12 protein-coding genes and 1 pseudogene are annotated in these 14684 nt (G+C 68.7%); 4 read left to right on the forward strand and 9 right to left on the reverse strand.

The annotated features are described in order from the left end of the window. Window positions 1-13 precede the first annotated feature (13 nt). Together CYJ10_RS23400 and CYJ10_RS23405 are read left to right on the forward strand one after the other, a co-directional pair. The gene (locus tag CYJ10_RS23400; protein ID WP_101683845.1) at window positions 14-967 is read left to right on the forward strand and encodes a tripartite tricarboxylate transporter substrate binding protein; all 954 of its coding nucleotides are present in this window, start codon (window positions 14-16) and stop codon (window positions 965-967) included. A gap of 128 nt (window positions 968-1095) precedes the next feature. Further along, window positions 1096-1908 (forward strand): annotated as a pseudogene (locus CYJ10_RS23405) (YoaK family protein); the annotation flags it as partial. A 16-nt stretch (window positions 1909-1924) separates the two neighbouring features. Here the strand turns inward: CYJ10_RS23405 and CYJ10_RS23410 are convergent. Beyond that, window positions 1925-2956, reverse strand: a complete 1032-nt coding sequence (locus tag CYJ10_RS23410) for a molybdopterin-dependent oxidoreductase (RefSeq protein ID WP_101683846.1) — start codon at window positions 2954-2956, stop codon at window positions 1925-1927. Window positions 2957-3157: 201 nt separating this feature from the next. On the opposite strand from CYJ10_RS23410, the gene CYJ10_RS23415 reads away from it, so the two are divergent. After that, entirely contained in the window at window positions 3158-3682 is a 525-nt protein-coding gene (locus CYJ10_RS23415; protein WP_101683847.1) for a hypothetical protein, read from the forward strand. A 27-nt stretch (window positions 3683-3709) separates the two neighbouring features. Here the strand turns inward: CYJ10_RS23415 and CYJ10_RS23420 are convergent, their stop codons facing one another. The 8 genes from CYJ10_RS23420 to CYJ10_RS23455 all read right to left on the reverse strand — a co-directional run bounded on the left by CYJ10_RS23420 (window position 3710) and on the right by CYJ10_RS23455 (window position 13636). Beyond that, window positions 3710-4552: an IclR family transcriptional regulator gene (locus tag CYJ10_RS23420; RefSeq protein ID WP_101683848.1), complete on the reverse strand. Its 843-nt coding sequence runs from the start codon at window positions 4550-4552 to the stop codon at window positions 3710-3712. A 4-nt stretch (window positions 4553-4556) separates the two neighbouring features. Continuing rightward, the gene (locus CYJ10_RS23425; RefSeq protein WP_101683849.1) at window positions 4557-5486 is read right to left on the reverse strand and encodes an alpha/beta fold hydrolase; all 930 of its coding nucleotides are present in this window, start codon (window positions 5484-5486) and stop codon (window positions 4557-4559) included. 19 nt (window positions 5487-5505) lie between these two features. Then, a complete protein-coding gene (locus CYJ10_RS23430) occupies window positions 5506-7617 on the reverse strand; it encodes an acetate--CoA ligase family protein (protein ID WP_101683951.1) in 2112 nt (703 codons plus the stop codon). Window positions 7618-7622: 5 nt separating this feature from the next. Then, window positions 7623-8420 (reverse strand): enoyl-CoA hydratase/isomerase family protein, encoded by a 798-nt coding sequence (locus tag CYJ10_RS23435; RefSeq protein WP_101683850.1) that lies wholly within the window; start codon window positions 8418-8420, stop codon window positions 7623-7625. A gap of 43 nt (window positions 8421-8463) precedes the next feature. After that, on the reverse strand, window positions 8464-9396 hold the full coding sequence (locus CYJ10_RS23440) for a tripartite tricarboxylate transporter substrate binding protein (protein WP_101683952.1): 933 nt from the start codon (window positions 9394-9396) through the stop codon (window positions 8464-8466). 325 nt (window positions 9397-9721) lie between these two features. Next, window positions 9722-11197 (reverse strand): amidase, encoded by a 1476-nt coding sequence (locus tag CYJ10_RS23445; RefSeq protein WP_101683953.1) that lies wholly within the window; start codon window positions 11195-11197, stop codon window positions 9722-9724. 74 nt (window positions 11198-11271) lie between these two features. After that, complete coding sequence (locus CYJ10_RS23450) at window positions 11272-12252, reverse strand: Bug family tripartite tricarboxylate transporter substrate binding protein (protein WP_101683851.1); 981 nt, start codon at window positions 12250-12252, stop codon at window positions 11272-11274. A gap of 55 nt (window positions 12253-12307) precedes the next feature. Next, window positions 12308-13636 carry a D-serine ammonia-lyase gene (locus tag CYJ10_RS23455; RefSeq protein WP_101683852.1) on the reverse strand — a complete coding sequence of 443 codons (1329 nt, stop codon included), beginning with the start codon at window positions 13634-13636 and terminating at the stop codon, window positions 12308-12310. A 93-nt stretch (window positions 13637-13729) separates the two neighbouring features. Between CYJ10_RS23455 and CYJ10_RS23460 the strand changes: the two genes are divergently transcribed. Then, complete coding sequence (locus CYJ10_RS23460; RefSeq protein ID WP_101683853.1) at window positions 13730-14680, forward strand: LysR family transcriptional regulator; 951 nt, start codon at window positions 13730-13732, stop codon at window positions 14678-14680. Window positions 14681-14684: the final 4 nt, after the last annotated feature.

A 14684-nucleotide genomic window follows, 5' to 3' on the forward strand; every position in this document is an offset into this window, starting at 1 on the left:
ACGGAGACAACCCATGCAACGACGCGACTTTCTGGCGCTGCTCTCTGCGGCGCTGGTGTTGCCCCCCGATCTTCACGCCGCCCCGTCCGTGACCAAGCTGCTGGTCGGCGCCACGCCGGGCGGCGGCACCGACATCGTCGCCCGCTCGCTGGCGGCCGACCTGGAACAACGCCTCAAGCACCCGTTCATCGTCGAGAACCGTGGCGGCGCGGCCGGCAATATCGCCGCCGTGGCGGTGGCCAAGGCCGAGCCCGATGGCGGCACGCTGCTGCTCAGCTACACCAGCCATGCCATCAACCCGGCCCTGTTCGAGAAGAAGCCGTTCGACCCGATCAAGGACTTCACACCGATCTCGCTGATTGCCAGTTCCCCGCTGATCTTGGTGGCGCGGCCTGGCCTGGAGGCGAACAACGTGCGCGAACTGATTGCGCTGGCCAAGGCCAAGCCCGGCAAGATCAGCCTGGCCGTGGCCGGCGTGGGCAGTGCCAACCATCTGGCCGGCGAGATGCTCAAGCACGAGGCCGGCGTCGATATCGTCAGCGTGCCCTACAAGGGTGCCGGCCCGGCCGTGGCCGACGTGGTGGGCAGCCAGGCCGACCTGCTGCTGGGCAATGTGGCGACCGTGCAGCCGCTGCTGCAGGCCGGCAAGATCAAGGGGCTGGGGGTCAGCTGCCCGCAGCGGCTGCCGGCCTTTCCGAACCTGGCGCCGATTGCCGATGTGATCCCGAATTTCGATTACCGGTCGTGGTATGGCCTGCTCGGGCCGGCCGGCATGGCGCCCGAAATGGTGAAGGAACTGGAAGCGGCCGCCGCCGCAGCCGTTGCATCGCCGGCCATGCGCAAGCGGCTGACCAGCGAAGGGCTCGACCCGGTGGGCAACAGCGCCGCGCAGTTCACCCAGTTCCTGCAGGGCGAGATCACGCGCTGGGCCAAGGTGGTGTCGGTGACGCACACGCGCCTGACCTGACGCCGCGCCAGCGCCCCTGCCGCCCGCGCGCCTGTATGCGGCGCGCAACTGCCCGTGCTTGAGCGGGATGCACGCGCTGCCATCGCGGTCGTATGATGGGGGCTTCCGTCGCCCCCGCCCTTGCCGCCATGCCACTCGGGTATCTGCGCAGTCTGACCGCCCACCGACGCAACCCAGTGTCCAACCGCCGGCTGGCACGGGTGCTCTGTTTCGTGGCCGGCGCCGCCAACGCGGGCGGCTTCCTGGCGGTGCATCAATACACCTCGCACATGTCCGGGGTGGTCTCTTCCATTGCCGACGAATTGGTGCTGCACCGCTACGGCATGGTGCTCAACGGCATTGGCGCGCTGGCGTCGTTTATCGGCGGCGCGGCCTGTTCCGCCATGCTGATCCACTGGGCCCGCCGCGCGCGGCTGCGCAGCGAATACGCCATCCCGCTGCTGTTCGAGGCGTTGCTGCTGCTGGGCTTCGGCCTGCTCGGCACGCATCTGGACGACATGGAATGGCTGTTCGTGCCCGCCACGGTGATGCTGCTGTGCTTCATGATGGGGCTGCAGAATGCGCTCATCACCAAGCTGTCGAATGCCGAAATCCGCACCACGCACGTGACCGGCATGGTCACCGACATCGGCATCGAACTGGGCAAGCTGTGCTACTGGAATGGCCTGGCGCGCACCGGTATGGCCACCGGACCGCGCTCCGGGCCGCAACCCGTCATGGCCGACCGGCAGAAGCTGCGGCTGCTGGCCGTGCTGGTGGGACTGTTCTTCCTGGGCGGGGTGGTGGGCGCGCAGGCCTTCAGCGCCATCGGCTATTCCGCCACCTTGCCGCTGGCGGCGCTGCTGCTGGTGGTGGCGATCATGCCGGTGGCCGACGACGTGCTGACGCGCGCCCTGCTGCGCGCGCACCGGCACCATCTGGTCAGGCGCGCGCGCCGCTGGGGCGCGCGACGCCAGTTCATCGGGCCGCCGCGACCACCTCGAGACTGACCAGGTTCGACACGTAGCGCCCCGCCTTGCCGTCGTTGGGGATCACCAGCCGGGCAAACCCGTTGGTGGTCAGGGGCGTGCCGTTCATCGCATAGGCCACGATATCGGGCTGGTTGCCGAAGTCGGGCGAGATTTCAGCCAGCGAGATCACGGTGCGATAGCCGTCGCTGCCCGTGGCCACCACGTAGAAGCCGAGCAGGTCGTTCTTGACCGCCGTATTGGTGGCGATGCCCGCCGCGTTGACCAGATCCCACAGGCCGACCCCCGTGTAAGTGTTGGCGCCGACCGTACGCGTGACCGGTGTCAGCGCCTGCAGCGCGGTCAGGTCGAACGTGGCTGGCCGGGCTACGGCGCCGCCCAGCTGGAACTGCGTGCTGATGCCGCCACCCGTGCCCGTGGCCGTCGACGTGGCGCTGCGGACTTCGAGCTTGACCAGCCCCGACACATAGCGGCCGCCCTTCACGTCTCCCGGCGCGGTGACGCGCAGCGGACCGTCCGGCGCAGCCAGCGCGGCGCTGGTGCCGTTGAGCGTCTCGGCGTAGACCACCTGGCTGGCGCGATTGCCGAAGTCCGGGCTCAGTTCGCCCATCGCGAACACCGCACGGTAGTTGTCGCTGCCCGTGGCCACCACGTACTTGCCCAGCATGTCGTTGTGGACCGCCGCGTTGACCTGGATGCCGGCCTGGTTCAGCACCGTCCAGAGGCTGGCGCCGGTGTAGGTATGGGTCTGCGGACCGCTGCCGCTGGAAAACGACACGGTCTGGGTGGTGGCCGGCATGGCCTGCAACTGCGAAAGCGTCAACGCGCCCGGCGTGTTCAGCTCGCCGGCCAGCCCCAGCGTGGCCTGCGGGGTGGCCGGCGTGGTGGTGGCGGGCGGGCTGGTGGACGCCGTGGCGTCATCCGATCCGCCACAGGCCGTGGCCACCGGCAACAGCGCCAGCCAGCACACGTTCAGCGCCAGTCGGCGCCAGCCAAAGACTTCCCCACGATGCAATGCCATCGAACCATCTCCTTCCCGTTGTGCGGAGCCATAGCCTTGCGGAAATATGTGGCGTGCCGCATACCGGCCGCGCCTTCTCGCAAATTGCCTCTGGTCCGTCGTTATGTAATCGTGTATATAGCGGTTAACGATGACAGAAGCTGCCCGGAAAGACAACGGGCCGCCACACGGAACCCCAACCAGGAACCCCCAGGAATCGCGATGCAAGCTGCCCCTGCCGCCCTCGATGCTGTCTCCGCCGACGACCCCTACTTCACCAAGCACACCCACTATTCCGACGCCATCGACATCCTGGGCGACCTGCCCGGTGCCCGCCGCTTCGACCGGGACGCGCTGCTGGTCATGTCACACACTTCGGTGGGCCCGGCCACGATCCAGTGCTTCACGGGCCGCCATATCCGCGACGTCCACCAGCAGCGCGGCGTGCTGCTAACCGACCTGCTGGACGTGGCCGGCATGAAGAGCCTGCCGCGCGCGCAATGCAAGCAGCTGGTCATCGCGGTGCATGCCGCAGATGGCTACGTGTGCCTGTTCACCTGGCACGAGCTATACAACTCGCCGGTCGGGCGCGGGGCAATGCTGGTGGTGGAGCAGGATGGCGAAGTCTTGCCGGCTGCCGGGGGCGGCGTGCAGCTGACCTCGCTGGAAGACCTGCGGCTGGGGCCGCGCAGTGCCGTGGCGGTCAAGGCCATCGAGGTGCGGCGCTGGGCAGCCGCGCCGCGATAGGAATCCTGTTTCGAGAAAGCCGGGCCGCTACAGCGGCTCGGATTGCGCCGTCTCCACGGCAGCGCGGATGCCGGCGGCCAGCCGCATCAACCGGGGCGCCTGTTCGCGCGCCACTTCCGCGACCGATGCGCGGGTGGACAGGCTGACGTTCAGCACATGTACGGGATAGTGTTCCAGCGCCAACGGTGCCGAGATGGCCACCACCTCGGGCTGCCAGCTGGCCGCACACCAGCCGTGCTGGCGCACGTGCGCCACGGCGGCCTCGATCTCGGCCCGCAGCGCGGGCCACTGCGCGGAGCGGCCGGATGCACGGCCAGACGCATGGCCGGACGCATGCCCGGAGAAATCCGCCATGCGTGCCGCATATTCGGCCTCGGGCGCCACTGCCAGCCAGGCGCGCCCCAGCGACGTCAGCGCCATCGGCACGCGCTGCCCCGCCACCACGCTGCGCAGCGACGCCTTGCGGCCATGACGGATCGATTCCAGGTACACCATCTCGTCGCGGTCGGCCATGGCCAGGCCCACGTTCAGATGTTCGGCCTGCGCCAGTTCGCGCATCATCGGCGCGGCCAGCTGAAGTACCGTCGAGCCACTACGCATGGCGTGCGCCAGGCTCAGCACCGGTACGCCCAGCCGATAGGCACGCAGCGCCGGGTCGTACTGCAGAAAGCCGGTGTCGACCAGGCTTTGCGTCAGGCGGCTGACCGTCGAGCGCGCCAGTCCGGTGCGCTCGGCCAGTTCACCATTGCCAAGCACTTCCGACCCCGGCCGAAACGCGCGCAGGATCTCGATGCCGCGCTCCAGCGACCGGTTGGCCAGCAGGTTGGCCGGGCGGCCCCGCGCCCGGCGCTGCGCATCGCTCGCCTCCACAGGTTCAGGCCGCCTGGCGGGCCAGCCAGTCCAGCAGCAAGGCGTTGATGGCGTCATGCGCCTCGTACTGGACCCAATGCCCGGCGCCATCGATCACCGCACCCTGACGGTGCGGCCGGCCATCGACCAGCGCCGCCAGCACGGCGGCAGGGTCGGCCGTCACATCGTGCTCGCCGTAGGCAATCAGCACGGGGCGGTTCTGGGCCTGTGTCTGAGTCTGTGTCTGGGCCTGAAAGCGGTCCAGCGCGGCGGCCAGGCCACCCGCGCGCGAAATCTGCTTGCTGCGGAAACGCGTGTGCCGGCAAGACTCGGTGTAGGCCAGCAGCGCCAGCGCATCGATCTTGTCCGGGTCCGCGATCATGAACGCCGCCACGTTGTGACGCATCGCCTCGGTCAGCGCGTCGGCATCGTCGGCGCGCCGCCAGTCCACCAGGTCGATGGTCTGGCGCCGCACGCCGCCGTGGCCACCCGGCCCCATCAGCGCCAGGCTGCGCACATTGGGCAGTGCGCTGGCCAGGTATGACGCGGTCAGCCCGCCGAACGAAAAGCCGACCAGGTCGACCGGCCCTTCCACCGGCAGTTGCGCGAAGCCGGCAGCCACGGTGGCCACCAGCGTCGACATCTCACCGGCGGCCGGATCGCCCGAGGCGCCAAAGCCCGGCAGGTCGGGGACCCAAACCGTATGCCGCGCGGCCAGCGCCTCGATATTGCGCGCCCAGTGCAGCCAGCTGCCGTGGCCGCCATGCACCAGCAGCACGTGCGGCCCCGCGCCAAAGCGGCGCCAGACGATGCGGCAGCCATCGACATCGGTGGTATGAATACGCCCGTGCTGGGTCAACTGGTGCACGAACCCGGCCGCCTGGCGCACATCCGGCGTGCCGGCGGCTGCAATGGTGTCGATCGAATCCGCTTCACTGGCCGCCACTTCCGTCATCCTGCTTTTCTCCTGTCTGTTACGCGTCGAGCACTGCCACGCCGTCCGCCGCGCGAACGCCCTGGCCCGCCGGCAGCACGAACACCGGGTTGATCTCGGCTTCCACCAGACGCGGCCCCAAGGCGGCCGCCATCCGCGAAAACGCCACGATAGCATCGACCAGCGCATCGACGTCGGCTTTCGGCCGTCCGCGATAGCCGTCGAGCAGTGGCCACGTCTTCAGCTCGCGCACCATCGACAGCGCTTCGGCAGCGGTAAGCCCGCCAGACTTCGGCAGCAGCCGCAGCGTGGTGTCCTGGAACAGTTCGGCGGTGACGCCGCCCATGCCAAGCAGGATCGCCGTGCCCAATGCGTCACGGTGCGTGCCTAGGATCAGCTCGACGCCGCCGCCCACCATCTCCTGCACCACGAAGCGGTCCGGCGACTCGCCGGTATGGCGTCGCACGTCGTCGCGCATCGCGGCCAGCAGTGCGCCGATGGTCTCCGGCGTCACGTTGACGGCCACGCCGCCGACATCGCTCTTGTGCGTGATCGACGCCGACAGGATCTTGAGCACGGCACGCCCGCCAAGATCGCGCGCGGCGGCTTCGGCACCGGCCGCGTCATGGACCACGATCTCGCGCACGCCCGGCACACCAAAACGTGCAAACAGCTGCTTGGCCGCGTGCTCGTCGAGCGATCCGGCCGGCAGGTTGCCCGGATCGACAGCCGCCCCCGTGGCATCGGGCGCAGCCGCCGGCCGCTCGCCAGCCGCCAGCATCGCCGCAAACGCCACCGCGCAGCTTTCCGGCGCGCTGAAGGCCGGCACGCCGCGCTGGTTCAGCACCGCCGCCACCTGCGGCGCGTGTGGGCTGACGTAGGCCAGCACCGGCTTGTCGCTCTCGGGCAGGCAATCGTTGATGGCGTCGGCCATCAGGTCGGGCATGGCCAGCCCGGACGATCCGACGATGATCGTCACCGCGTCGTAGCTGGGGCTGGCCAGCAGCGCGCGAATGGCGCCGCGCAGCAGGTCCGGTTGCAGACCGGCCAGCGTGACGTCGATCGGATTGCGGTCCAGCGCGGCGTGGTCGCCCTTCTGCAGCGCGCGCAGCCGTTCGGCCGTCGGTTCGTCGGGCGCGGGCGTCTCGAAGCCCGACACGCCCAGGCTATCGGACACCAACGTGCCGGCACCGCCGGTGGACGTCAGCACCGCGATGCGCCGGCCGTGCAGCACGCGCCCCGTGGCCAACGCCGCCGGGATGTCGATCAGGTCCGAGAATGTCTGCGCGCGGATCACGCCAACCTGGCGGAACAGCGCGTCGTACATGCGATCGGCGCCAGCCATGGCACCGGTGTGCGACACCGCTGCCCGCGCGCCGGCCTCGGAGCGGCCGATCTTGAACGCCACCACCGGCTTGCCGGCGGCGGCGGCCTTCAATGCGGCCGCGCGGAAGCGGTCGACGTTGCGTACGGTCTCCACGTAGAGCGCAATCACGCGCGTGGCCGGATCGTCCGCCAGATAGTCGATGAAATCAGCCAGCTCCAGATCGGCCTCGTTGCTGGTCGACACCAGCTTCGACAGCCCGATACCGCGCGCCGCAGCCCGCGACAGCAGCGCACCCAGGATGCCGCCGCTCTGCGACACCACGCCGATGCTGCCCGCCGGAAAGTGGTCCATGGCCAGCGCGCCGCTGGCCGACAGCGGAATGTTGTCGGTCAGGTTGACCAGCCCGATCGTGTTCGGCCCCAGCAGGCGCATGCTGCCCGCGGCCGCCACCAGCTCGGCTTGACGCCGGGCGCCCACGTCGCCGGTCTCCGTATAGCCGCTGGCCAGCACGATGGCCGCACCGGTGCCCCGTTCGGCCAGTTCGCGCACGGCCTGGTGCGCGCGCTCGGCGCCCAGCAGCACGATGCCCACGTCCGGCACCTGGGGCAGCGAGCCGATATCGGGATAGCAGCGGATGCCGTCGATGGCATCGACTTTCGGATTGACCGGGTAGATCTCGCCGGCAAAACCGTGGCGTGTCAGGTACGACACCGGGCGGCCAGCGGTCTTGTTCGGATCGGCGGACGCGCCGATCACGGCCACGCTGCGTGGCTTGACGAGGCGCGCGATGGCTTCGGTGGCACCGGCGGAAAAATGTGCGGCCATGATGCTCAACCCTTGTTGGCGGTCTTGGCCAGGAACGCCAGAACCGATTCGCGATGCTCGCTGCTCGTGTAGCAGATGCCCTGTGCCTGGCTGCCCTGCGCAAAGACCTGGTCTGCCGTCAGCTCGAAGGTCTGGTTCAGGATCGACTTGCCCAGCCCCAGCGCCGTGGCCGAGCCGTGCGACATCTCCGCCGCCCAGGCCACCGCTTCATCAACCAGCGATTCCGGCGACGTGCTGAGCCGGTCTGCGATGCCGAGCTTGAGGGCCTCGTCGGCCTCCACCTTGCGGCCGCCGAAGATCAGCTGCTTGGCATTGGCCAGGCCCACGCGGCGCGGCAGAAAATACATGCCGCCGCCATCGGGAATCAGGCCGCGATGGATATAGGACCACGTGAAGCTGGCGGCCGACGACGCGATCACCAGATCGCAGGCCATCGCCAGGTCAGCGCCCAGCCCGTTGGCACCGCCGTTGACCGCGGCAATCACGGGCTTGGGCATGTTGTGCAGCAGGGCCACCGAATGATGCACGCGCTGCTGGCGCGTCCAGCCGTTGAAGCCGACCTCGCCCGGCGGCGCGTCCATGCGGCGCTGCATGCCGGCCACGTCGCCGCCCGCGCAGAAGCCCTTGCCGCTGCCGGTCAGCACCAGCGCGCGGATCTTGCGGTCGGCCGTCACGCGCTCCAGCGCGTCGATCAGTTCAGTGCGCATGTCGTCGCTGATGGCATTGCGCTTCTCGGGGCGGTTCAGGGTCAGCACGGCCACGCCGTCGCGCACGTCGAGCTGGATCAGGGTGTATTGGGTCATGATGTGTTGCGAATGGGTTGCAGGGGATGGGTATCGATGGCGATCAGTTCAGCGTGATGCGGGCGTCCTTGACGACCTTGCTCCAGCGCGTTTCCTCGCCACGCACGTAGCGGCCGAAGTCGTCTGGCGTGCCCGGGCTGACGATCAGCCCTTCGGCGTCAGCGCGCTTGCGGAAGGCGTCGGCGGTGACGGCCTTCCTGGCGGCCGCGTTGAGCCGCGTCACCACGGCCGGCGGGGTGCCGGCGGGTGCGAAAAGGCCGTACCAGCTTTCTGCCGCGTAGCCGGGCACGCCGCTTTCGGCAATCGTCGGCACCTTTGCCAGGTCGGGGCTGGTGGAGCGCTGCGAGGTGGTCACCCCCAGCGCGCGCAGCTTGCCGGCTTCCAGCAGGTTGCCCACGGCCGACGCGGTGGCGAACATCATGTCCACCTGTCCGCCCAGCAGGTCGGTGATGGCCGGGCCGGCGCCTTTGTACGGAATGTGGTTCAGATCGACCTTGGCCAGGCTCTTGAACAGCTCGCCGGCCAGGTGCGCCGAAGTGCCGGGGCCTTGCGACGCAAACGAGATGGCGCCCGGCTTTGCCTTGGCCGCGGCGATCACGTCGCGCACCGACTTGTACGGGCTGTCGGCGCGCACCACCAGCACATTGGGCGAGCGGCCCACGAGCATCACCGGCGTGAACGCCTTCTCGGTGTCATAGGGCAGCTTGGGCTGCAGGCTCGGATTGACGGCATGGGCAAACGTGGCCATCACCAGCGTGTAGCCATCGGCCGCGCTCTTGGCCACGTTGTCGGTGCCGATGATGGTGCCGCCGCCGGGCTTGTTGTCGATGACCACGGGCTGGCCCAGGTCCTGCGCCATGGCCACGCCCATCGCACGGGCAATCAGGTCGGTGCCACCGCCGGGCGAGAACGGCACGACGATGCGGATGGGCTTGTCAGGGTAGGTGGCGTGCGCCGGCGTGGCTGTCACGGCCATGGCCGACAGCGCGGCGAGAGAGAATACCAGCGCGGCCAGGCGGTGCGCGGCACGGATTGCAGCGATTGCCAAGGTTGTCTCCTGTCTGTGTTTTCGTATGACAGGAGGTTAGGCCGATGGCCGGCCTGGCGCAGCCGGTTAATTCCGCTGTATGGAAATGGCTGGGAGGCAACTCCCCTCTCCCAGTTGTGGGGAGAGGGGTTGGGGGAGAGGGCAGGCTCTTCGAGATACGCGGTCGATCGACTGAACCGCTGAACCCTCTGCCCCGGCCCCTCTACCGACTTGCGGGAGAGGGGAGACAACCAGAGCGACTGGCGAAAAAGGCTTAAACTGCCGACGCTTCCTTGCCCTGCTTCACCTTGGCGTCGAGCACCGGCGGCGCGGTGACGATCGACGTGAGCGCCGGCTCGGCCGGCTTGAGCGCGGCCAAGTCTGGCAGCGGGCGACGCAGCGACGGGATCACCGCAAACGCCTGCTCCATCGCGTAGGACACCCCCAGCGTCTCGTGGTCCTTGCGGAAGCCGCCCACGATCTGCAGGCCAAACGGCATGCCTGCGTGATCGCGGCCGCACGGCAGCGACAGCGCCGGATGCGTGGTCAGCGTGACCACGTACGTCAGCGACAGCCAGCGGTAGTAGTTCTCCTGGCGCACACCGTTGATCGATTCGGCGTAGAGCGACGTCCACGGGAACGGCGACACCGGCGTGGTGGGCGACAGGATCACGTCGTAGTCGCGATACAGCTGCTGGAAGCGCTGCAGGATGCGCGTCTGCTCGGCCTGCGCCCAGGCGCTGTCCACCAGCGACATCCGCGCGCCCATCTCGTAGTTGGCCCGCGTGTTCGGGCCCAGCTTCGACGGATCGCGCTCGTAGGCGTCGCGCATGCCGGCCACGAAGCTTTCCGCGCGCAGCACGTCGAAGCAGCGGTGCGTTTCGCCCAGGTCGATATCGATGGCGTCGCAGCTGCGGAACAGGTGGCGCATCGCGGCGATCTTCTCGCGGAACGTGCGACGGATGCCGTCGTCCACATCGCAGCAGCCAAAGTCCTCGGTGTACGCCACACGCAGGCTGCCCAGGTCCACCGGGATCGGCGTCAGGAACGACAGCGGATCGAGCGGGTACGTCAGCGGATCGCCGGCCGATACCCCGGCGGACGCCGCCAGTTGCAGGCAGGCATCGGCCACGGTGCGGCCCATCGGCCCCACCACCGAAATCGGCGTCCAGCCCAGCAGCTTGCGCGAACTCGGCACCACGCCCGGCGACGGCCGAAAGCCCACCACGCCGCACTTGGCCGCCGGGATGCGCAGCGAGCCCCCGGTGTCCGAGCCCGTGCAGACCGGCAGCAGGTCTGCCGCCAGCGCGGCAGCCGAGCCGCCCGACGACCCGCCCGCATTGAGGTTCGGATTGAACGGATTGCCCGTGGCGCCCCAGACATCGTTGCGCGAATTGGCACCGGCCCCCATCTCGGGGATGTTGGTCTTGCCCGCCACGATGGCCCCGGCGGCGCGCAGGCGCGCCACCAGCACGTTGTCTTCGGCCGGCACATTGTCGCGATACAGCGGCGATCCGTAGGTGGTCAGCAGGCCGGCCGTCGCCTCCAGGTCTTTCACGCCAAGCGGCAGGCCGTGCAGCAGGCCCAGCGGCTTGCCGTCGAGCACGGCACGTTCGGCGGCACGGGCTTCTTCACGTGCGCGGTCGAAGCAGGTGGCCGTGACCGCGTTCAGGAACGGGTTCACCTGCTCGATCTGCGCGATGCAGGCGTCCAGCAGTTCGACCGGCGAAACTTCCTTGCTGCCGATCATGCGCCGCAGCTCGGTGGCCGGGCGTGCCACCAGCGTCTTCTGTGCTTCGTTCACAACTGTCTCCAGAGACCTTCTCAATCGGCCGTAATATTCGCACGCTGCGCCGTGGCGCGCATCAGCGGCAGTTCCTTGGCAATCTGCGCCGACACCGCCGCGCCGTTGCCGTCCAGCGGCTCGAAGCCGGCGTTGGTCAGCGCCTTGCGGGTTTCGGGATCGGCCATCACTTCGGCCAGCGCCTTTTCCAGCTTCAGCTTCACGTCGGCCGGCAGGCCACGCGGCGCCACCAGCGCCAGCCAGGTGTCGGCGTCGATGCCGGGATAGCCGGCTTCGGCGGCCGTGGGCACATCCGGCAGCAGCGTGGAGCGCTTGGCCGTGGTCACGGCGATGGCCTTGACCTTGCCCGACTTCACCTGCGGAATCGCGGCAGCCACGGTATCCACGGTGAACGGAATCTGGCCGCCGATCAGGTCGGTCATCGCCGGCGCGCTGCCTTTGTAGGGCACGTGCAGCAGCTTCACGCCGGCCAGGTTGAACAGCATCTCGCCGGCGAACTGCGCCGTGGTGCCGCTGCCGAACGACCCGTACGTCAGCTTGCCCGGCTGCGCCTTGGCAGCGGCCACGAGCTGCTTCAGGTTGCTGACGGGCTGGTCCTTGTTGGCCAGCAGGATCAGGCCGGTGCGGCCGGCAAACCCGATCGGCTCGAAACTCTTCACCGGGTCGTACGGCAGCTTGGCGTGGATGGCCGGGTTGACCGTGAACGTGGTGCCCGAACTGGCCAGCAGCGTATAGCCGTCCGGCGCCGCCTTGGCGACGTAGCTGGCGCCGACGATGGTGCCCGCGCCCGGGCGGTTGTCGACCACGACGGTCTGGCCAAGCTTGTCGCCAAGCTTCTTGCCGACCAGGCGGCCGATCACGTCGGTGGCGCCACCGGGCGGGAACGGAATTACTAGCTGGATCGGCTTGGACGGGAAGGTGTCCGCAAACGCCAGCGAGGCACCGGCTGCGAGGCTGCACGCCACCACGGCGTGGGCGATTCGGGAAGGCAAACGGGTCATGATGAGGCTCCGCAACGATGCAATCGAAAGATTCGGATTCGGTTCAGGGGGTCAATCAGGCGGCCAGCGCCGCGCCATGCTCGGCAAAGCGCGCGTATTCCTCGGGCGGCACGAACAGGCCGCCGGTGGTCCAGACAAGCTGGGTGGCATGGGCCATCGCGCCGTCCAGGTGGTGCTGTGTCAGGTACGCACGCCCGGCTTCGGTGCCGGTCAGCATGCCCGGGCCGCTGAAGCCGGCGGCGGCGGAAGGCTCGATGCGCAGGCCTTCGGCTTCACGCACGCGATGCAGGTCGGCGAACAGCGTGTCGTCGGCCACGGTACAGACCCCGGCCAGCAGCGGACGCATGGCCTGCGCGGCCAGTTCCGACGCTTGCGGCACGGCCAGTCCGTCGGCTTCCGTCCGGTTGGTCAGGCCCACGTCGTACACCGATGCACCGGGCGCCAGCATTTCCACGAGGAAGCACGGCGACTGCGTGGGCTCGACAAAGACCGGATGCACGTTCGGGCCATAAAGCTGGCGCAGGCCGAAGGCGATGCCGGCCGGCGCGCCGCCCACGCCGCATGGCAGGTAGACGAACAGCGGGTGCGTGGCGTCCACGCGCACATCGGCCTGGGCCAGCTGGTCGTGCAGGTGCAGCGCGGCGGCGCTGTAGCCCAGCATCAGCGACAGCGACCGCTCATCGTCGACGAAATAGCTGTACGGGTCGGCATCGGCCTCGCGCCGGCCAGCCGCCACGGCGGCGGCATAGTCGCCCGTGTGCTCCACCACGGCCACGCCGCGCGCCCGCAGGCGGGCCTTCTTCCATGCCTTGGCGTCGGCCGACATGTGAACGGCCGCACGGAACCCAAGCGCCGAAGCCATCACGCCGATGCTCAACCCCAGGTTGCCGGTGGAACCCACCGCCACCTGGTAGCGGCCGAACAACGCGCGCGCCGGCGCTTCCGCCAGCACGGCGTAGTCCGCATCGTGCGTGACCAGGCCATATTCGAGCGCCAGCGATTCGGCAAATTCCAGCACTTCGTGAATGCCGCCGCGCGCCTTGATGGAGCCGGCCACGGGCAGGCTGTGATCGGCCTTGATCCACAGCGCGCCGGCCGAGGACGGCAGGCCGAGCGCCTGCTGCATGGCCGGTGCGGGCAGCAGATCCGATTCGATCCGCCCGGCGCTGCCCTGCAGTTCGGGAAACAGGCGCGCCAGCAACGGGGCAAATCTGTCGAAGCGCGCCCGGGCGGCTTTCACATCAGCTAGACTAATGCCGCGTCCGTCTACGACGGTCGATACGGTGGCCGCGTCGCTGCGGTCGGGATTGCCCCAGAAGACCGGACGGGCGGCCTGCAGATCGGCGAGCAGTTGTTGCGGCAGTGCGGAAAAATCGGTCGGCATGAAGCAAGGGATGCGGGATGGGGTGACCCCATTCTTGTCCCATTACACCGTCGTGACAAACCATTTGTACTGATCCAAGCATTAGCCTGACTAATGGCCAATACGCTTTCTGCCTCATTATTGGGCTGGCTGCGCTGTTTTGAGGCGGCGGCCCGACATTGCAACTTCACGCAGGCTGCGGCCGAACTGTGCGTGACCCAGGGCGCGGTCAGCCAGCAGGTCAAGCAACTGGAGCAGTGGCTGGACCGGCCGCTGTTCCTGCGCACGCCGCGCGCGCTGGTGCTGACGCCGGAAGGCGAGCGCCTGCGCTTTGTGCTGCGTGAGTCGTTCCAGGCCATCGAAGGGACGCTGACCCAGCTACGCAAGCCGCGCGACAAGCAGCCCATCGCGCTGTCGTGCTCGCCGTCGTTTGCGATGGTGTGGCTCACGCCGCGGCTGGGCGGCTTTTTTCGCCAGCATCCGGACATCGGCCTGCGCGTCTATGGCGAATTTCACGCGCTCGACCGTTCGCGCATGCTGCGCGACGGCACCGAGGCCGCCGTACGTTTCGACCCCGGTGGCTATCCGGACCTGAAGGCGCACCAGTTTCTGGAGGAATGGCTGATCCCGGTGGCCAGCCCTGCCTACCTGGACGCGCACCCCGCGCTGCAATCGCCCGAGGGCCTGCGCGCCAGCATGCTGCTGCACGACGTGAGCCCGTGGGATGGCGCCGGCGAGTTCGAGGAATGGCAATGCTGGCTGCGCCACGCCGGCCTGACCCTGCCCGATGAATCGGACGGTCAGCGCTTCAACCTGTCGCAACTGGCCATCAACGCCGCGCTGGCCGGACAAGGCGTGGCCATGGGGCGCTCCGCACTGGTACTGGAAGACCTGGAATCGGGCCGCCTGGTGGACCTGTGGGGCATCCATGCGCGCAGCCACGCGTCGTATCACTTTGTCTGCGCGCACGGGCAGACCGCCCAGGTGGCCGAGGTGGAAGCCTGGCTGGTGGCCGAAGGCGCGGCGTTCGATGCCGCGCGCCGGCGTGTGCTGGGGATTGGCTAGGGCG

It is taken from the genome of Cupriavidus pauculus, assembly GCF_002858765.1.
Classification (GTDB): domain Bacteria; phylum Pseudomonadota; class Gammaproteobacteria; order Burkholderiales; family Burkholderiaceae; genus Cupriavidus; species Cupriavidus pauculus_B.

Excerpts from the sequence above, each read along its gene's own strand:
- CYJ10_RS23400 (WP_101683845.1), top strand. The coding sequence starts at position 14 with ATGCAACGACGCGACTTTCTGGCGCTGCTCTCTGCGGCGCTGGTGTTG.
- CYJ10_RS23410 (WP_101683846.1), bottom strand. The coding sequence starts at position 2,956 with ATGGCATTGCATCGTGGGGAAGTCTTTGGCTGGCGCCGACTGGCGCTG.
- CYJ10_RS23415 (WP_101683847.1), top strand. The coding sequence starts at position 3,158 with ATGCAAGCTGCCCCTGCCGCCCTCGATGCTGTCTCCGCCGACGACCCC.
- CYJ10_RS23425 (WP_101683849.1), bottom strand. The coding sequence starts at position 5,486 with ATGACGGAAGTGGCGGCCAGTGAAGCGGATTCGATCGACACCATTGCA.
- CYJ10_RS23430 (WP_101683951.1), bottom strand. The coding sequence starts at position 7,617 with ATGGCCGCACATTTTTCCGCCGGTGCCACCGAAGCCATCGCGCGCCTC.
- CYJ10_RS23435 (WP_101683850.1), bottom strand. The coding sequence starts at position 8,420 with ATGACCCAATACACCCTGATCCAGCTCGACGTGCGCGACGGCGTGGCC.
- CYJ10_RS23440 (WP_101683952.1), bottom strand. The coding sequence starts at position 9,396 with ATGGCCGTGACAGCCACGCCGGCGCACGCCACCTACCCTGACAAGCCC.
- CYJ10_RS23445 (WP_101683953.1), bottom strand. The coding sequence starts at position 11,197 with ATGATCGGCAGCAAGGAAGTTTCGCCGGTCGAACTGCTGGACGCCTGC.
- CYJ10_RS23450 (WP_101683851.1), bottom strand. The coding sequence starts at position 12,252 with ATGACCCGTTTGCCTTCCCGAATCGCCCACGCCGTGGTGGCGTGCAGC.
- CYJ10_RS23455 (WP_101683852.1), bottom strand. The coding sequence starts at position 13,636 with ATGCCGACCGATTTTTCCGCACTGCCGCAACAACTGCTCGCCGATCTG.
- CYJ10_RS23460 (WP_101683853.1), top strand. The coding sequence starts at position 13,730 with ATGGCCAATACGCTTTCTGCCTCATTATTGGGCTGGCTGCGCTGTTTT.